This window comes from Streptomyces sp. NPDC042638 (assembly GCF_040647235.1).
Classification (GTDB): domain Bacteria; phylum Actinomycetota; class Actinomycetes; order Streptomycetales; family Streptomycetaceae; genus Streptomyces; species Streptomyces rameus.
Map to the genome: position 1 here is coordinate 1 of NZ_JBEZBT010000090.1, position 16,953 is coordinate 16,953.

At 69.6% G+C, this 16,953-nt stretch carries 17 protein-coding genes and 2 pseudogenes; 11 read left to right on the plus strand and 8 right to left on the minus strand.

All coding sequences use genetic code 11. The features are described from left to right. The 3 genes and pseudogenes from AB0B40_RS36225 to AB0B40_RS36235 all read right to left on the minus strand — a co-directional run. Positions 1 to 124, minus strand: a pseudogene (locus AB0B40_RS36225) (cysteine hydrolase); the annotation flags it as partial. Positions 125 to 145: 21 nt separating this feature from the next. Beyond that, a complete protein-coding gene (locus AB0B40_RS36230) occupies positions 146 to 562 on the minus strand; it encodes a hypothetical protein (protein WP_345048825.1) in 417 nt (138 codons plus the stop codon). 121 nt (positions 563 to 683) lie between these two features. Next, positions 684 to 1,298, minus strand: coding sequence for a TetR/AcrR family transcriptional regulator (locus AB0B40_RS36235; protein ID WP_161297512.1), 615 nt, complete (start codon positions 1,296 to 1,298; stop codon positions 684 to 686). A 180-nt stretch (positions 1,299 to 1,478) separates the two neighbouring features. Between AB0B40_RS36235 and AB0B40_RS36240 the strand changes: the two genes are divergently transcribed. Together AB0B40_RS36240 and AB0B40_RS36245 are read left to right on the plus strand one after the other, a co-directional pair. Further along, entirely contained in the window at positions 1,479 to 3,662 is a 2,184-nt protein-coding gene (locus AB0B40_RS36240; protein WP_345048828.1) for an MMPL family transporter, read from the plus strand. Between the two features lie 63 nt (positions 3,663 to 3,725). Continuing rightward, on the plus strand, positions 3,726 to 4,445 hold the full coding sequence (locus AB0B40_RS36245) for an LmeA family phospholipid-binding protein (protein ID WP_362267837.1): 720 nt from the start codon (positions 3,726 to 3,728) through the stop codon (positions 4,443 to 4,445). 530 nt (positions 4,446 to 4,975) lie between these two features. On the opposite strand, the gene AB0B40_RS36250 is transcribed toward AB0B40_RS36245, so the two are convergent. Both AB0B40_RS36250 and AB0B40_RS36255 read right to left on the minus strand, forming a co-directional pair. Further along, positions 4,976 to 5,311 (minus strand): helix-turn-helix transcriptional regulator, encoded by a 336-nt coding sequence (locus AB0B40_RS36250; RefSeq protein WP_345048830.1) that lies wholly within the window; start codon positions 5,309 to 5,311, stop codon positions 4,976 to 4,978. Further along, a complete protein-coding gene (locus AB0B40_RS36255; protein ID WP_362267839.1) occupies positions 5,308 to 6,090 on the minus strand; it encodes a site-specific integrase in 783 nt (260 codons plus the stop codon). The genes AB0B40_RS36250 and AB0B40_RS36255 overlap by 4 nt, the downstream gene beginning before the upstream one ends. A gap of 401 nt (positions 6,091 to 6,491) precedes the next feature. Between AB0B40_RS36255 and AB0B40_RS36260 the strand changes: the two genes are divergently transcribed. The 7 genes from AB0B40_RS36260 to AB0B40_RS36290 all read left to right on the plus strand — a co-directional run bounded on the left by AB0B40_RS36260 (position 6,492) and on the right by AB0B40_RS36290 (position 12,234). Continuing rightward, positions 6,492 to 7,397, plus strand: a complete 906-nt coding sequence (locus AB0B40_RS36260; RefSeq protein WP_345048832.1) for a LysR family transcriptional regulator — start codon at positions 6,492 to 6,494, stop codon at positions 7,395 to 7,397. Positions 7,398 to 7,514: 117 nt separating this feature from the next. Further along, a complete protein-coding gene (locus AB0B40_RS36265) occupies positions 7,515 to 7,913 on the plus strand; it encodes a hypothetical protein (RefSeq protein WP_362267841.1) in 399 nt (132 codons plus the stop codon). An 11-nt stretch (positions 7,914 to 7,924) separates the two neighbouring features. Next, positions 7,925 to 8,545, plus strand: a complete 621-nt coding sequence (locus AB0B40_RS36270; RefSeq protein ID WP_362267843.1) for a hypothetical protein — start codon at positions 7,925 to 7,927, stop codon at positions 8,543 to 8,545. Positions 8,546 to 8,678: 133 nt separating this feature from the next. Then, complete coding sequence (locus AB0B40_RS36275) at positions 8,679 to 10,538, plus strand: trypsin-like serine protease (protein ID WP_362267845.1); 1,860 nt, start codon at positions 8,679 to 8,681, stop codon at positions 10,536 to 10,538. A gap of 194 nt (positions 10,539 to 10,732) precedes the next feature. Further along, on the plus strand, positions 10,733 to 11,233 hold the full coding sequence (locus tag AB0B40_RS36280) for a hypothetical protein (RefSeq protein WP_362267846.1): 501 nt from the start codon (positions 10,733 to 10,735) through the stop codon (positions 11,231 to 11,233). A gap of 69 nt (positions 11,234 to 11,302) precedes the next feature. Beyond that, positions 11,303 to 11,641, plus strand: a complete 339-nt coding sequence (locus AB0B40_RS36285; RefSeq protein WP_362267848.1) for a hypothetical protein — start codon at positions 11,303 to 11,305, stop codon at positions 11,639 to 11,641. A 386-nt stretch (positions 11,642 to 12,027) separates the two neighbouring features. Continuing rightward, positions 12,028 to 12,234: a hypothetical protein gene (locus AB0B40_RS36290; protein ID WP_345048840.1), complete on the plus strand. Its 207-nt coding sequence runs from the start codon at positions 12,028 to 12,030 to the stop codon at positions 12,232 to 12,234. Between the two features lie 97 nt (positions 12,235 to 12,331). Here AB0B40_RS36290 and AB0B40_RS36295 read toward each other — a convergent pair. The 3 genes and pseudogenes from AB0B40_RS36295 to AB0B40_RS36305 form a co-directional block, all read right to left on the minus strand. Then, a pseudogene (locus tag AB0B40_RS36295) lies at positions 12,332 to 12,673 on the minus strand (transposase family protein); the annotation flags it as partial. A gap of 71 nt (positions 12,674 to 12,744) precedes the next feature. Further along, positions 12,745 to 13,818 carry a hypothetical protein gene (locus tag AB0B40_RS36300; protein WP_362267850.1) on the minus strand — a complete coding sequence of 358 codons (1,074 nt, stop codon included), beginning with the start codon at positions 13,816 to 13,818 and terminating at the stop codon, positions 12,745 to 12,747. A gap of 192 nt (positions 13,819 to 14,010) precedes the next feature. Then, positions 14,011 to 14,439 carry a hypothetical protein gene (locus tag AB0B40_RS36305; protein ID WP_345048843.1) on the minus strand — a complete coding sequence of 143 codons (429 nt, stop codon included), beginning with the start codon at positions 14,437 to 14,439 and terminating at the stop codon, positions 14,011 to 14,013. Between the two features lie 471 nt (positions 14,440 to 14,910). On the opposite strand from AB0B40_RS36305, the gene AB0B40_RS36310 reads away from it, so the two are divergent. Together AB0B40_RS36310 and AB0B40_RS36315 are read left to right on the plus strand one after the other, a co-directional pair. Continuing rightward, positions 14,911 to 16,413, plus strand: coding sequence for a tyrosinase family protein (locus AB0B40_RS36310; RefSeq protein WP_362267851.1), 1,503 nt, complete (start codon positions 14,911 to 14,913; stop codon positions 16,411 to 16,413). Positions 16,414 to 16,784: 371 nt separating this feature from the next. Beyond that, positions 16,785 to 16,953, plus strand: a 169-nt coding sequence (locus AB0B40_RS36315; RefSeq protein ID WP_362267854.1) for a transposase, incomplete at its 3' end; no start/stop codon positions are given.

The window sequence follows — 16,953 nt, forward strand, 5'->3', positions numbered from 1 at the left end:
TACCGCGACGATCACACCTCGTCAGCCCCCAACGACAACACGCCACAAAGGTCAGCAGCAGCTCGGCGTCCTCGTGGTCATGTGAGTTGATCATGTCGATGACGATCAGCGCGGTCTTGCTCATCCCGTCCAGCGTTCCACCGATCTACCAGTCCTGCTCGGCGGTCATCTTGGCCGGTGCCAGGACGTCCACGTGCCCGTGGTCGCCGTAGGCGGTGCGGCGCCACTGGGCGAAAGCCTTTGCGGTGCGCCCCAGTTCGGCGTCCTCCCACACCCCGTAGTCGACGTGCACGACCGCCACGCTGCGGGCGTCGGCGGTGGCCGTGCGGGTGGAGACGCTGGTCACATGCGGGGCGATGGCGGCGTCCGCCTTGGGGGCCTTGGTGGTGAGATAGGCGCGGAACGCGTGCAGCGGGGAGTCTTCGCGGTGCGGACGGGACGACCCGGGTGCGGGCGTGGTGGACGTTTTCTTCCCCCCGTGGTCCGTGCCGCAGGAGACGAGGGTGAGGCCGAGGCAGACGAGCGCCGCGGCGACGGGTACGAACCGAGTCGTGATCTTCATTGGTGGCCCCTTTCGGAGGATGAGAGGGGAACACGACGGACGAGGTTGCACGCCCGCGCCGCCGGGCGTGTCGCCTCGGGGGCACCGGCAGGGGGGCCGCCCCCCTGCCGCGCCCCGGCCGTCAGGTCGAGCCGATCTCCCGCAGGAAGCCGAAGGCCCGCGGTAGCGGCGCCGGGCCCCTGTCCGTGAGGCCGGACGCGCGGCGGGCGCGGCGGGTGCGCAGGACGGCACGCACCGCCGAGAGCGCGGCGCACGCGATGACGGCCGCCTTGAGGTCGGCGTCCGGCGTGTCCGGGTCCAGCCTGTCGCGCACCAGGACCGTCAGCCGCTCCTCGAAGTCGGAGAAGGCCTGGACGAGGCGGGCCGTGACGACGTTCTCGATGTCGTCCAAGGGGTGGCCGAGAGCCGTCAGGGTGGAGGCGGCGAACGGTTCCGCCGCCTGCGACAGGGCGTTGCACACGGCGTCCAGGGGCTCCTCGTCCGCCGGACGGGCGGCCAGGGCGTTCTCGACGAAGGTGAAGATCTCGACGCCGTCCGGCAGCAGCAGCGCTTCCTTGCTCTCGAAGTAGCGGAAGAACGTGCGCACCGAGACGTTCGCGTACGCGGCGATGTCCGCGACGGTGGTGCTCTCGAAGCCGCGCTCCTCGAACAGGCGCGCGGCCCCTTCCAGCAGCAGGCGTCGCGTCTCCTCCTTCTTGCGTTCGCGCAGTCCGGCGGGGGCGATCTCACTCGGCATGGCCGAAGCCTCCGGCATCGTGTCGTGACTGTCAATTGACACCCGTGCCGGCTTCGCCGGGCTCGCCGGAGGGTGCCCGGTGTCGTCGCCCCAGCAAAGCGTCATGACTGCCAATTGTCATGCATGCCACTTTGTCTCTAGAGTTCGTGTCACTCGTGACAGTTTCCTCTGGAGGTACCGGTGCCCCGATCCCCGCTCGCGCCGACCGGCCCGCACCCCTCGAAGCGCTCGGCCCGCGCTCCCGGCGCGCTCGGCCGTCTGGGCGCCCACTGCGCCCGGCGCCCGGTCGTGGTCATCGGCGCCTGGCTGCTGATCCTCGCAGCGGCGCTCACCGGGCGGCACCTCGCGGCACCCACCTTCAGCGACGAGGTCAGCCTGCCCGGCACCGCCTCGCACACAGGCGCCGACCTCCTCGCGCGATCCATGCCCGCGGCGGGACGGCCCAACGGCAAGGTCGTCTTCCACAGCGCCACCGGCATCGTGGCCGACCAGCGGACGGCACTCGACCGGACCCTGTCGAAGCTGCGCGACCTGCCGCACGCCACCGCCGCCTCGCAGTTCGTGACCAGCGACGACGGACGCACCGCCTACACCACCGTCTCCTTCGACCGGCAGCTGAAGAGCCTCGGCCACGACTACACCGGGCGGCTCGACACGGCGACGGAGCCCGCCCGGGCGGCGGGACTGGGCGTCGCCTACGGCGGCGACCTCGACCAGGTGGTCCGGGAACCGGCCGACGACAAGGCGAGCGAGGGCGTGGGCGTCGTCACCGCCCTCGTCATCCTGCTGCTCGCCTTCGGCAGCGTCCTCGCCGCGCTGCTGCCCCTGGCCACCGCGCTGATCAGCGTCGGAGTGGGCCTCGGCATCGTGGGCGTCGTCGCCGCCACCCTCTCCTTCGCGACCTCCGCCACGACCCTGGCCGGCATGATCGGCCTGGGCGTCGGCATCGACTACGCCCTGTTCCTGACCACGCGCTTCCGCCAGGACCTGATCGAGGGCCGGGACCCCGTCGAGGCCGCGGCCCGCACGGCGCACACCAGCGGACGCGCGGTCCTCATCGCCGCGCTGACCGTGGCGGTGGCCATGCTCAGCCTGTACGCGTGCGGACTGACGTTCATCGGCAAGATCGGCCTGGCCGCGACGTTCGCCGTCGTCGTGACCGCCGGTGCCGCCCTCACCCTCGTCCCCGCCGCCCTGGGCCTCGTCGGCCGGCGCATGGACCGCGTGCGGGTGCGCCGACCGGTCGCCGAGAGCGCCGGAGCGCGGGACGGCTGGCACCGGTACGCACAACGCGTCGCCCGGCGGCCGTGGACCTTCCTGGCCGTCGGCCTCGCCGTCCTCGGCGTCTGCTCCGTGCCCCTGCTGTCGATGCGCCTCGGCCACGTCGACGCCGGCGCCGACCGGCCGGGCAGCAGCACCCGCACCGCGTACGACTGGATCGCGCACGCCGAGGGCGAGGGCTTCGGAGCGGGCGCCAACGGCCCGGTCCTCGCCGTGGTCGACGTGAGCGGGGCGCAGACCTCCGCGGACCGGGTGGCGCACGACGTGACCGCGGCCCTCCAGGGCACCCACGGCATCGCGTCCTTCACCCCGGTCCGGGCGAGTGACGACGGCAGGGTCCTGGTCACCACGATCACCCCGGTCACCGGCCCGCAGGACGCCGCGACCTGCACACTGCTCCACACCCTCTCCGGCCGCACCCTGCCCGGGGCCCTCGACGGCACGGGCGCCCGGGCCTGGCTCACCGGCAGTGTGGCAGGCCAGGCCGACTTCCGGGACACGGTCGGCGACCGGCTGCCGATCGTCATCGGTGTCGTCCTGGTCCTCGCCTTCCTGCTGCTCATGACGGTCTTCCGCAGCGTGCTGATCCCCCTCAAGGCCGTCGTCCTCAACCTCCTCACCACGGCCGCCTCCTACGGCGTCCTGGTCGCCGTGTTCCAGTGGGGCTGGGGCGGCACACTGCTGGGGCTGTCGGAGCCGGTGCCCATCGAGTCGTACGTCCCGATGATGATGTTCGCCATCGTCTTCGGGCTGTCCATGGACTACGAGATCTTCCTGCTGTCCCGGATCGCCGAAGCGTGGCACCGCACCGCCGACAACCGGCTCGCCGTCGGCGAGGGACTGTCCGCGACCGCACGCGTCATCTCCGCCGCGGCCTTCATCATGACCGCGGTGTTCCTGTCCTTCACCGCCTCACCGACCGTGGTGGTGAAGATGCTCGCCCTGGGCCTGGCCGTCAGCGTGATCCTGGACGCCACGGTGGTCCGTCTGATCCTGGTGCCGTCCGCCATGTTCCTGCTGGGCCGGGCCAACTGGTGGCTGCCCCGACGGCTCGACCGCCTCCTGCCCCACGTGCACGCCTGACCGCCCCACTCACCGCCTCACCCGCCGACGTCCGTGTAGCGACGATCCGGAGCCGAAGACCACGTGACATCCAACCGCCGGAACAAGACACGCCTCCTCGTCTCGCTCGCCGCGGCCCTGGCCGCCCTGGTGTGCTCGACCGACCTCCTGGTGGAGCACCGGACCGAGGGGCGGATCGCCGCCCGGGCGGCACAACGGCTCGACCCGCACGGGCCGGTCCACGCCGACCTCACCACCCCGCTCGCGGGACTGCGCACCCTCGGCGGCGACGTCGGCGACGTGGAGGTGACGGCCCGGGGCGTACGCCGTCAGCACGCCGTGATGGACGTGACCGTCCGCCTCAGGGGGGTCACGACGGACGGCGACAGCGCCGGCGGCAGCGGGACCGCCACCATCGGGTACGACCAGGTGACCCGGCGGCTCGGCTCGACGGGCGACGGCCTCACGGCCAAGGGCCGGGACGGCGACCTCGTCCTCGACGGAAGCGTCGGCCGCCTGGGGCTGCCGGTCGCCGTGCGGTGCGAGGTGTCGACGACGGCGGACACCTTCACCGTCACGCCCACCACCGTGAACGTCCTCGGCCGACAGGTGGCGGTCGACGACCTCGCCGCACTGCCGTCCGCCTCCGCGCTGCGGCGGCAACTCGAGCCCCAGACCGTACCGGTCACCGGTCTGCCCCGCGGCGTCAGGCTGACCTCGGCACACGCCACGGCCGACGGCCTCGTCCTCGCCTTCTCGATCGCCGCCGGGCCGACTCCGGGCGCGGGAACGGGAGCCGTCTGACTCGCCGCTCGGAGGGCGACGACCGGGCGCGCACCGGACGCCGATCGACCGGGAATCAACCGGGCCGTTTCCCGGTTCCACCAGCAGCATCCCGAGCGGCCGCCGGTAGGCCGCCCGGGAGCCGGTAACAGGCTGGATGACCGTGGAACCGGTGCGTTGCAGAAGGCGCCGGGCCCGAACGCGAGGCGACCGATGGCAGTGGGAACAGAGCGAGCCGTACTGGCGGGCGGGTTCACACAGTCGCCCGCCCAGGAGCTTGCCCTCGAATCCGCAGCGTGAGCAGTCGAAGGTCTGGGAGAAGCCGGCGCACGTGGTGCAGATCGAGGCCCCGTCACCGGGGCGGAGCCCGGGAAGGGCACGCTCCTGGCCGCATCCCGGGCAGGTCCCCCGTGTCCGAACGGCGCGGTCCGAGCAGGTCCGGCAGACGTATCCGTCCGGCCAGCTGCCGGCCTTGTGCCTGCGGCGGCCGCAACGGGAGCACTCGGCCATGTACGAGCGTTCGTACTGTTCGTCGGTTGCGTAGGTGCGGGTCATGAGTCGGGGAGGATGCGGGCGGCGCGGGGCCGCAGCTTCGCGACGTTCGCGGGCGGAGCGGGCAGGTCATCGGTGGCGGTCTTGCGGACTCCGGCGTTCTCGGCGGTGGTGGTCACCAGGTCGGCCGGGGTGCAGGACAGGATGTCGCAGAGCGCGGCCATGACCTGCAACGACAGGCGTTCCGGAGTGCCGGAAACAAGGCGATGGACCTGGGAGGCGGACAGGTCGATGCCCCGTTCGCGCAGCAGCGGCACCAGTTCGGTGGCCGTGAAGATCTGGTGCTGGGCCATGACCTCGCGCAGCCGCCACACGTATCCGACCTTGCGTTTCATGCTTGCCTCCCGGTCTGGGCCTGAAGGGCCGCGGCCATGGTGGAGTCCAGATGCCGCCGCAGGGTGCGGGTGCGGAAGTCCGAGGACACGCAGGTGTAGAGCGAGGTGGTGCCGGCGTGCTCGTGGCCGACTTGTTCCTGGACGAAGCGCGGGTCCCAGCCGTCCTCGATGAGGTGGGTGACGTAGGACCTGCGGAAGGAGTGGAAGTCGAGTCCGTCGTCCAGGCCCAGGGCCTTGCGGTAGGCGATGAAGCGGGAGTTGAGCCGCTGGCAGCCAATCCGCAGGCTCCGTTCGGAGGGCCAGGCCGCCGGGTTGTTGTCGGTGCCGAACAGCGGGCGGACCTCGGTGAACCACTCGTCCAGGACATCCCGGGTCCAGTCCCACACGGTCAGCACCCCGCGGCGCTTGGGCGGCGAGCCTTTCTCGGCCTTGCCGAAGCGGACCAGGCACCGGCCGTACTCGCCGAACTCGGCGCCGTACGGATTGCGGCCGAAGTCGGCGGCGTCAAGCATCCGCGTCTCGTTGCGCCGCAGCCCGTAGGCGTACGCGGTCTTGAACAAGGTGGCGTCGCGGAAGGCGGGCAGCCAGCCCTTGCGGCCGAAGGCCCGGATGCGGGCGACCTCGTCGTCGCAGTGCGCGAAGAACGCGTGCAGCTCGGCCTTGGTGAACGCGCGCTTCTTCGCGTCCGCCTCGTTGTCCTGGACGTGCACCGCGGTGTTCCACTCGTGCACGACCTGGACGGGGTGGGTGCCGACCGATCCTGACAGGTCGCCGTCCACTCGTAGAGAGGGTCAGTGACGAAGTCACCCTGACGAGTGACAAGGGCTCGCCACTTCCCCTTGCCAAGCGCTACGGTCGCACTCCACTCAGACGTCCGGCGTCGCAGATCAGCCGCGCGGCCGCGGCTCGCACAAGACGCGTTGCGCATACCGCCGCCAGTTCGCATCCGATGCAATTGGCGGCGCTTGGAACATCGGTACAGCGGTCAACGCTAAGCCGGCTTGCCTCCTGCGGTGATCAGAACTTCACGACTCCCGAGTAGCGAAGGTCAACGCCGGCCACCCCACGACTAGCGCAGTACAGCAGGGCGGCGACCGTGCGTGATTCACCTCATCTCCCGCGTGGCGGGGCACCCCGGCCGGAATGATGGGGTGCGTCATCGCGGCAGAGGGGGGCGGTCGTGGAGCTACGTCATTTCAGATATTTTGTGGCCGTCGCGGAACACCACAGCTTCACCAGAGCTGCCGCAGGTCTCCATGTGTCGCAGCCGGCACTCAGTCAGCAGATCCGTGACCTGGAGCGCGAACTCGGGGTGGAGCTCCTGGTCCGGGGCCCGGCGGGCTCGTTGCTCACTCCGGCGGGTGAGGTCTTCTACGAGCGCATCCGCAAGGTGCTCACGGAGGTGGACGCCGCCGCCCACGCCGCCAGACGCACCGCACGCGACCACCTCACTCTGCGCGTCGGGCTCGCCTTTCCCATGGCTATGGAAATCCACGTCCCCGTACTGACCGCATTTGCCGAGGCGTATCCGCATGTACGACTGACCTGGCGGGAGATCGGATTCGCCGAGTGCGAGCAGCCGCTGATCACGGGGGAAGTCGACGTGGCACTGATACGGCTGCCCATCGACCCGGAGCTGCTGGTCTGGGAGCCACTGGTCGAGGAACCGCCCGGTCTCGCGGTTCCGGCCGGCCATCCGCTGTGGGATGCCGACCGGATAGGGCTCGCGCACGTGATCGAGGAGTCGTTTCCGCAGGTCGATTCGGGGGTGTGGCAGCTCATGCGGGAGTACTGGCAGTTGTACTCCCACCGGAACGACACTCCGCCACCGTTCGTCGGTGCGCCTGCCGGAACGCCCCAGGAGGTGCTGCTGTCGGTCAGGTTGAACCGGGTGGTCTGCCCAGGGCCCTACGCCATCCGGAGCTTTCCGCTGCCAGCCGGGGTCCGGATCACGGAACTGTGCGATCTGCCACCGGCGGTGACCGTGGCAGCCCGTCGGCGTGACGACCGGCGGGAGCTGCCGCGGCGGTTCGCCGCGTTGGCGAGGCTCACCGCGCAGCAGACGGTGCAGGCGACCGGCTCATAATTCCCGCTTATCTCCGATAGGAAAGCGGACTTCGACACGGCCCGGCCCGCCCCGCCAAGCTGGGGGTCAACCCATTCCACGTACACGAACGCACACAGACAGAGGAACCTGGCCTCAATGGAGGTGCAGCCCGGGGACCGCATCTCCGCCGACCCCACCGCCTACATCCTCACCATCGACAACCTCGCCTCGCCGGGACAACGCCGGCCCCTGACGAAAAGGGCGTCCGCGGCGCGCTCCGGGAGCGCCGAGATCATCGTGGAGCGCCCCACCGTCACGCCCTTCGGCGCAACCTGGCCCCGGCCCCTGAACGTCCAGTTCTCCTACGTCACCGTCGACGGCGCGCTGCTCGCGTCCTACGGCACACTCGCCATGCGCGGCCGCCAGGACGACAAACGCATCGTCTACGCCCCCTCCCCCGCCGTCACCGACAGCGGCGGCTACAGCGACTTCACCCTCTCCTCCGACGCAGGCGAGACCCCGCCAGCGACACCCACCATCAGCCGGACAGAGTGAGGCAGAACCCCATGCCGACTACCAGCACTCCCTCGATCTCCCGTCGCACCCTGCTCACCGCAGCGGCCGGAAGCGGGCTCACGATGGCCGCCAGCGCGACCGCGACCTTGGCAACCGCCACCCCCGCCCGGGCCGCGCAGCACCTTTGGACGTGGTGTCACCAGTGCAGCCAGCTCTGGTTCTCCGGCAACGGCAGCGGCTACTGCCCTGTCGGCAGCGGCATCTTCGGCTGGGACCATGGGCACCAGAGCTCGGGCAGCGGCGACTACGTGCTCCGCTACGACACCGACCCCGGCGTCGGAGACAGCCACTGGCGGTGGTGCCGCGACTGCGCGGCCCTGTGGTCGAAGGGGTGGTCGGACAGCGGACGCACGACCACGTACTGCCCCAACAGCAGTCAGCCGTTTCGGTGGCACAACTGGTCCGGCTCGGGCACGTACAAGATCGAGGCGCTGCCCGACGGCATCAACGGTCCCGGTGGCCAGCGGCGGTGGTTCCTGTGCATCAGGTGCTCCGGTCTCTTCTTCACCGGCAACGGCTCCGACGGCACCTGTCCCGCCGGAGGCGCCCACCGTCACTGGAAGTCACCCGAACCGCAGATCGGCTACGAGTACGTGCTGCGCCAGCTCTGAAAGCTCTGAAGCTGCTCAGACGGGGCGCCGAGAGCCGCTCCCTGAGCTCGGCGTCATCCGCGAGCCCAAGGCCGCATTCCTCGGGCGAGTCGGCCTCATCCCCGCACGAGTTCCTCATACACCCCGCAATCCGATGAAGGGACTGACCATGCTCACCATCCTGCGACGGGTGGCTTTGGCCCTGGTCGCGGCGGCGGCCCTCCTGATGCCGACCGCTCCCGCCCACGCGATCTTCAATGGCCTGCCGGCCGCCGAGGGAGAGTTTCCGTTCATGGCCGCGCTGACGCGCGCGGACCTTGCCGGTGACGCCCATGACACCCAGTTCTGTGGTGGATCGCTGATCGAGCGTAGCTGGATCCTCACCGCCGCGCACTGCACCAAAGATCTGACACCCCAGCAGATCACCGTGATCATCGGGCGGACCCGCCTCACCAGCTCCGCAGGGGAGGTTCGCGGGGTCACGAGCATCGTCCGCCATCCCCAGTTCACGCCCACCTGGAACAACACGTCCGACTACGACGTCGCGTTGCTCAAGCTGTCGACGCCGTCGGCCATCACCCCGGTCCGCATGGCCTTCACGAGCAACCGCAACACCTGGCTTCCCGGCAGCGGCGTCACGACCCTCGGCTGGGGTGCGACCACCTGGGTCGGCGGCGCAGTGTCCGGTTCCGCCGGCGGCTTCCCCGACGACCTGCAGGTCCGCGGACTCGACATCGCCGACGACGCGGCCGCTCGGCGCACCTATCCCTTCTACCGTGCCGAGACGATGCTCACCGCCGGCGTACCCAAGGCAGGCAGCGGCACCTGCCAGGGCGACTCGGGCGGGCCGTTGCTCACGTTCGTGCAGGGAACCCCCAGGCTGGTCGGAGTCACGAGCTTCACCCTGAAGCCGTGCGGGCTGGCGGTCACCGGCAGCGGCTTCGCCCGTGTCGGCGAGGGGCCCCTGTCCCGCTGGATCATCGAGCAGGTCCCCACGCTGGCCGACGACGGCTGGATGAGCCGCAGTGGTGACTTCAACGGCGACGGCAAGGACGACATCGCCGCCTTCGTCCGCGGCGTCGTGAAACCCGGCAGCCCCGACAACTACTCGGCGTGGGTGGCGTTGAGCAACCCGTCCGGTGCCGGGCCGTTCGGCGCGGCCACGAAATGGGCGTCGTCCTTGGCCGACACCAACGACTTCCCGCTGGTGGGAGACTTCAACGGCGATCGACGGGACGACATCGCCGTCTTCACCCGAGGCAACGTACGCACCGTCAGCGTCGCGCTGAGCACCGGAACCGGGTTCGGGCCACAACGGGTCTGGCACACCTGGTTCACCCCGAACGACGAGATCCCGGCCGTCGGCGACGTCAACGGCGACGGCAAGGACGACATCGTCGCCTTCCCTCGCGGATCCGCGGGCGACGCCTGGGTGGCACTGAGTAACGGTACGGCCTTCGGCGCGGCAACGTTCTGGGGGAACGGAATCGCCAAGTCCAACGAGATCCCGGCCCTCGCCGACGTCAACGGTGACGGCCGCGCTGACGCGATCAGCTTCAATCGCGGCAACGACGCCACTCGCGGCAGCAAGGGTGACGTGTGGGTGGCGCTGAGCACCGCGACCCGGTTCGGGGCGCCGCAGCGCTGGCACGGCGACTTCTGCTTCGGTTCCGAGATCCCGGCCGTCGGCGACTTCAACGGCGACCGCAAAGCCGACATCGCCACCTTCACCCGGGGCGGCCAGGCCGATGTGTTCGTGGCGCTGAGCAACGGCTCGTCGTTCATCGGCACCGCGGCAGTGTGGAACGACGACTTCGCCGCCTTCAACGAGATCCCGGGTGTCGGCGACTTCAACGGGGACGGCAAGGACGACATCGCCGCCTTCACCAGGGGTGACACGGCCGACGTGTACGTCTCCCGCAGCAACGGCCAACGCTTCGGCGACGTCCACCTGAAGTGGCACGAGTGGATGGTCGCCGGGGGCGAGGTCCCCGCCGGCGGAAGCACCTGGTAGACGCGAGAACCCGTGGTCGAATCCCCCACTCGGTGAGGGGTCCCGGGGGTTCTCGCCGAAAAACAACGCCAAGCCGTTGATCCTGGTCCGGCCATAGCCCCGAGAGGGCTGTCGCGGTTCGCGTACTCCCGGCAAGCCTTGCGCTGTGCCGGGATCGCCGTGGCGTCGTCGAGTGGCCGGCAGCGGTTGAGGAGTTGGCGGCGGACCTCCGGCGTGGTGCTGCCCCGCAGGGTGTCGCCCTGGCCACGCCGTACGGTCACGCCCTGGTCGAGCGCACGACGCTCGGCGGGCTCCAGTTCGGTCGCGCGGAGGAAGTCCGCGACCCTGCCCGGCATGTCGACGACGACCCACAGCTCCGGAGCCGGGGCCCCCTGGTCGGCGGCGGTGTGCTCGGGCAGGAGGTCGGCGACGGCGGTACGGATGGCACCGCGGCTGACGTGGTGGTCGCGGGCCGGGCTGCGATGGACTGGCCGCCCAGGTACGCGGCGCGCACGGCGGCGGCCTTCGCCGCCGTGCCGACCGGGCGGCGCCCGCCCCTTATTACCCTTGTCTTCGGCGGCCCGCAGTCCGTCGTACGTCAGCTCCCGCTGACGGTCGCGCTGGAGTTCGCCGGCGGCGGCGAGGGTCTGCACCATGAACTTCACGGTGGACAGCAGCTCGCCGGTACGCGGGTGGCGGGCGGTGAGGTCCATTGATCCCGGCCTCGGCGAGGACGAGGTTCTGACGGTCGGTCGACTGCTGGTCGGTCGACACCCATCGGGGAGTTGCCGGCAGAGAACGGGGCACAGGGCCGCACCATCATCATCGAACAAGACGGCATGGACGAGAAAGTCCCCTCTACTGTGCGCCGGACTCAGGTGACGCCGCCCAAGTACGAGCTGCACGAGGCCACGACCTTCACCATGACCATCGAGCAGCCCGGGGGCGGACACACGGTTCTGGTGACAAAGGAACCGATGGTCCTCACTGCGGAGCTGACCAGCTTCCCGCCCCAGCGGGTGCAGTGCACGCTGGAGAAGCCGGTCGAGCTTGTCGACCAGAAGGACCCGACCAAGGTGCTCGCCGTGATCGAAGACTTCCCCGTTATGGTCAACGGCCTCTGAAGCACCGAACGGCGGCATTCCTTCCGAGCCGCAAACGACCGCCCGGGTCCGCTACGCGCACGCCGCCCGTCCGGCTCCCCCCGGACACAGCAGCTGGAAATCGTACTGCGCCGCGGAGTTCGGCATCAGCCGTGCACAGGCGTACCGGCTCCTGGACATCGCCCGTTCCCTCGCCGCGATCCATGGCGCCGTCGCGGCCGGCACCGAGACGTCTCGCACGCGAGACAGCGCCCCAGCCGCCGCGACCGCGCTCGACTACGGCCTGTCCCAGCACGCCCCGATCGACGTCGCCAGCCGCAGCAGCGATATCGCAGAGCGGATCACCCGCCGCCTCACCACACTCGCCCACAGCGGCTTCCAGGCCCTCAACGGCCACAGTGCGCGCCGTGGTCCGCCAGGCCGTCCGTGACATCCTCACCGCACCGCCCCCGCCACCGACCGAACCGCCGACAAACCCGACCATCGCCGCGCTGCGCCACGTCGTCGACGACCTCGCCGCCAGCACGCACGTGCTGGGGGAGCTGATGAAAGGGCGTGGGTTCGAGTTTTCCGAAGGAGGCTCGGCGGCGAACCGACGGGTGGTGCAACCGTAACTGCATCCGTCCGGGGCGCCGATTCGCGGCGTCCTATTGCGAGATGACGCTACAGGGCCAGTGCAGTACTGGCCCTGTAGCGAATGGGTCCAGGTCAGCCTGGCAGGACGGGCGAAAACCACAGAACCCGGCCGGCTGGGTCGGTCACGACCTGGACGTTCGTCCCGTGGCGTCGGTGCTTGGCGGAGTAGTCGGTCCGGCCATCGCCCAGGCGGTCGCATGCGGCGAGGGTGCCGTCGAGCAGGACGAAGTCAGGGTCGGCTTCACGCAGGACTTTGAGCAGGCCGGGTGCCCGCACCGCCAGCAGGCCGACCACGGTGTGGGTGTAGGCATGGGCGGTGCCCACCGAAATGCCGAAGCCGGCGGCGATCTGCGCGAGGGTGTCGTGTTTGCGCAGGTACGCCAAGGCGACCAGCGCGCGCTGGTGCGGTGGGAGCTTGCTTGTCACACACCCTGACGCGGCGGCACTTCTGCCACCGACGGCGGAGGGTGTGTGACAGGCCCGGCAGCTCATTGGATCAGGTCGGTGTGCGGATGCTCGGGGGAGGTCGGGCAGATGTAGATCTGCATGTTGTCGGTGCTGCCGACTTCGACCTTGGTCGGCTGCGAGGGGCTCTGGCCACAGCAATGACCGGTGGTGTTGGCGGCGGCCTGTTCTTCGTGAGGTGCCCAGCTGTGTCCCTCACCGCCGTCCCATTCGCGGGAGGCGATGGTCAGCAGCGGGACCATCCGCACATCACAGACAGTGCAGTATCGGGGGTTGGGGTCGGTGCGGCCCCACGGAGGCCAGCCGCCGACCTTCCAGCCGGACGCGTCTGCCAGATGGACGTCATAGAAGGTCCGCGGATATTCTGCGTAGGAGCTGTCCACGGCGGCGCCGGCTGCCTGCCATCTGCTCCAGTCCTCCACCATCAGCAGCATCTGCGGGCTCAGATCGAGGCTGTTGGGGTACTCGGTGATCGCTTCCGGAGCCAGCACGCACGGCTCCGGCAGATAGCCGTCATCGTTCACCTCGTACGGTTCGGGCGGTGTGGCGAGGATGTCGACGACCGCCGCGGCGGACCGCCAGAACAGTGCGGTCGACGGTTTGTGATGCGGATCGTGGTCGTAGGGGCACCACAGAACCTGGAGCAGATCGGCCTGTCCGGGCGGCCGCAACAGGGGTATGTCGCGCAGATACAGCTGGGCCACGGGCAGCATGGGAACCTGGCAGTCCGCGGGCGGAGGGCCGACGGCGAATCGCTCCGCGAGCATCGCGGCGTTCCGCTCCTTGACCGCCGCCTCCTCGGGCGTTGTCCCACGGCCATTGTGATCACGGTGCCACCGGGCCTGCCTGCGCCTCGTGAGCCGCACGTCGGCCGGCGACTGGCGGAACCCGCTGTCCACGTGCAGGTGCGAGGCTTCACAGTGCGGCCACGGCTCCTCAGCCGGCCACAGCAACGGCCCCCCGACCAAGCTCTCCCCGACCGAAGGCGACCCGGGACGAGGGTGCAGCCGAATCGCAGGACGCGCCAGCGGCGCCAGCTCGGGAAAGACCGCGGTCACGTCCACGGGCCGCGGCGGAGTAGTACGTACGAGAACCATGCAAGTGATCCTGTATCCAGCCACTGACAACCCCTGGCCGCCTCAACCAGACTCGGTGACAACGCTGTTCAGCCGGTCAAGTCCCACGCATGCAGCCCCGGCCACAGCGACAGCACGCCTGCCCATGTGGCAGCCAGCGTGCTGCGGCCCAGCCATCACTCGATCAGTGGCCACTCTGAAAAAGCTCAGTGATCAGGAGGGGTGGATCCCGGCCAGGAGATCGCGCAGTTCCCGGGCGCCGCGGGCGACGCGGGCGTCAGGATCCTGCGTGAGTTCCCCGCAGAGCCGGATCGCGTCGTCGCGCTCGTCAGAGAAGACGCCGAACACGTCCTGGACCGCGGTCTGGATCCAGTCGCCGTGGTTCGGGTCGGCGACAGCCAGCGCGGAGGCGACAGCTGTCAGGCCGAGCCGGTCCCCCCGGCGCAGCAGGGCTCCCGCGGTCACCCTGGTGGCGTAGGTGTCGTCGGGGTCGAGCACGAGCTCCAGCAGCGGGCCGTGAGCCTCCGGCAGCTCCGCGAAGGCGGCCAGCGCGTGGCCGGCGTCGGCCCGGTCACGGTAGTCCGCACTTCGCGCAAGCGCGCCGAGGGCCTCGACGGCTGCGCGCCGCAATTCCCCGTCCACCAGCCGACCCACCCCTTCGACGACGTCGGGGCAAGCTACCACCGGGGTGGCCGACAGGTGATCGTCAGGGGGCAGGGGGCAATGACTCACGGGCGTCGCAGGAAGACGTCCTGGAGGCCGTTGGTGTCCCCGGGACCATGTTGCCGTCGTCGGGTTGAAGATCACCGTGGCTGGTGCGGCGAAGGGGGCCTGTCCCACTCCGTCGTAGTCGGAGATCCATGTGTCACCGATGTCCGGCAGTTTTGTACCTGGTGCTCGCCTTCGGCGCCGCTGCCCTCGGCACCCGGAGGGGCCCGCGGCCGCGCCTGAGCGTTCGCAGGAAATTGACGTCCGCACGCCGCCTCTCCGACCACCGGCCCGTGTCGATCGAATAGGAAGCTTTTGCGATACCGCATACTCGCAACCGCAAAAGCACCATATGCGAGCAAATCACCCGACCGTAGCCTGGCGGAACGAGCCAGCGGAGGACACATGACCACGCCTCAGACCAACCCGGCCGACGATCCGGTCATTGCGGCGCCGACCTACCTGGCGGACATTCGCAACTACTTCCGGCCTGAGGACGTGGCCCACATGGCCGCCAAGGGAATCGACCTCGGCACCTACGACGGGGTGAAGAAGAACGCCCTCATGGTGTTCACCCACACCGCTCCGCCGAACGCGGACATGCCCCCGGATGCGGCGGGGAAATGGAGCGCCAACCGCTCACAGACGTTCAAGAACTGGATCGTCAACGGCTTCCCCCTCGGTACCGCGCCGGCCGCGCCCCCGGCGCCGGGCCCGGCCCCGACCCGGCTGCGCAAGGACCTCACGACCCTGACGGACGACGAGTTCACCCTCCTCACGACGGCGTTCAACGGCGTACTGGCCCGCGACATCACTGCGCCGGACGGCTACTTCATCCTCGCCGGGAAGCACGGCCTCCCGGAGAGCTGGTGCCTGCACCACGAGAACCGCTTCAACCCCTGGCACCGCCAGTACCTGATCGAGTTCGAGGACGCACTGCGCTCTGTCCCGGGCTGCGCGGACGTCACGCTCCCCTACTGGGACATCTCGACCCCGCTGCCGGACCGCCTGCAGCACCCGCCGTTCGACCGGTACGTCCTGCCGGCCGATCCCGGCGCCACCGCGAATCCGCCCGTGCCCGGGTACTTCCCGTACACGACCCAGCGCTACTCGCTCGCCGACCTCGCGAAGAAGCTCAAGAAGTACGACGTCCTCAGCGAGATCACCACCTCGTTGGCCCAGTCGCTGTGGGGTGCGTACAACACGAACGGCTACCAGGACTTCTCGATCCAGGTGCACGACGGCGGCCACGGCTCGATCGGGCCGACGATGGCCGACCAGAACGTTTCCTCCTTCGATCCGGTGTTCTGGTTCTTCCACTGCAACATCGACCGGCTCTGGCTGAGCTGGCAGACGAACACCAACGCGACCACACTCGCCGGGTTCCGCACCGCACTGGCGGGGCAGGACGACACCTGGCTCAAGACCTCCCCTTTCGACTCGCTGCCACCCTTCACCCAGACCGCCGAGCAGATGATCGCCACCGACATCTCGTACGACCGCCTGGAACTCATCAGCCACGCGGAGGGCGAAATGGAGAACCTCTCCGGAAGCATCGACGCCGCCCGCACCTTCGCGTTCCGGAGCTTCGACCCGGTCTCGGTGCGGGTCAAGGGGATCGACCGGCTGAACATCCCGGGGTCGTTCAGCGTGACCCTGCTCGCCGACGGCGAGCCGATCGCGTCGCGGTTCTTCCTCCAGCCGAACAACCCGCGGGGCTGTAAGACGTGCGTGGAGCACGGCATCATCAACCTCGACTTCCGGATGTCCCAGGACCAGCTGCTCGACCGGACGCTATCCGTCCGGATCGACGTGGCGGGGCACTCTGACGAGATCGGCACGGCCTTCCCGCTCTCCCAGGCCGGCAATCCGACCATCAACGCGCGGCTGCTGGTCGGCGAAGCCTAGGAGTCGCGCTGCCGCGTTCACCCTGGAGCCCTGGGGTCCCACGGATCCCAGGGCTCCAGGGTGAACTGCTGTCGGTCACCGGTCAGATGAACGCAGGGCCGTAAATTGCTCAGCCGTGCAACGGAAGCCCTGAATTGGGAATGCCGGAATTCGACGTGCGGAGGTACCAAAACCGCACGGCCACCAGGCCGCGCGGCGGAACCCTTCGCCGACACGAGCCACGTCTCCTGGTGCTTGTCCGTCACGGTCGGCACCACCCGAGACGCAGATCCGCTGATGCCGCCTACGGTCCGGATGGAGCCCGCGGAGCCGCAAGCGAAGCCGCCTTAGACGCCATTTCAGTTGGTGTGATCTTGCGGCAGTCTGGGGCGTTGACTGCTGCGCTTATCGAGCGGATGGCGCCGGATGACCTGTGGACGCTGTTCCAGCGGGTGGTGCCGCCGGCGCCGGTCCGCCCTCAGGGTGGAGGGCACCGGCGGCGAGGAGATCGCGAGGTGCTGGCCGCCATCATCTTCGTGGCCACCTCAGGCTGTACCTGGA

Bases quoted from the DNA above. Each gene is read 5' to 3' on its own strand.
- AB0B40_RS36250 (WP_345048830.1), bottom strand. From the start codon at position 5,311: ATGAAACGCAAGGTCGGATACGTGTGGCGGCTGCGCGAGGTCATGGCC.
- AB0B40_RS36265 (WP_362267841.1), top strand. From the start codon at position 7,515: ATGGAGGTGCAGCCCGGGGACCGCATCTCCGCCGACCCCACCGCCTAC.
- AB0B40_RS36230 (WP_345048825.1), bottom strand. From the start codon at position 562: ATGAAGATCACGACTCGGTTCGTACCCGTCGCCGCGGCGCTCGTCTGC.
- AB0B40_RS36300 (WP_362267850.1), bottom strand. From the start codon at position 13,818: ATGGTTCTCGTACGTACTACTCCGCCGCGGCCCGTGGACGTGACCGCG.
- AB0B40_RS36310 (WP_362267851.1), top strand. From the start codon at position 14,911: ATGACCACGCCTCAGACCAACCCGGCCGACGATCCGGTCATTGCGGCG.
- AB0B40_RS36235 (WP_161297512.1), bottom strand. From the start codon at position 1,298: ATGCCGAGTGAGATCGCCCCCGCCGGACTGCGCGAACGCAAGAAGGAG.
- AB0B40_RS36275 (WP_362267845.1), top strand. From the start codon at position 8,679: ATGAAGGGACTGACCATGCTCACCATCCTGCGACGGGTGGCTTTGGCC.
- AB0B40_RS36270 (WP_362267843.1), top strand. From the start codon at position 7,925: ATGCCGACTACCAGCACTCCCTCGATCTCCCGTCGCACCCTGCTCACC.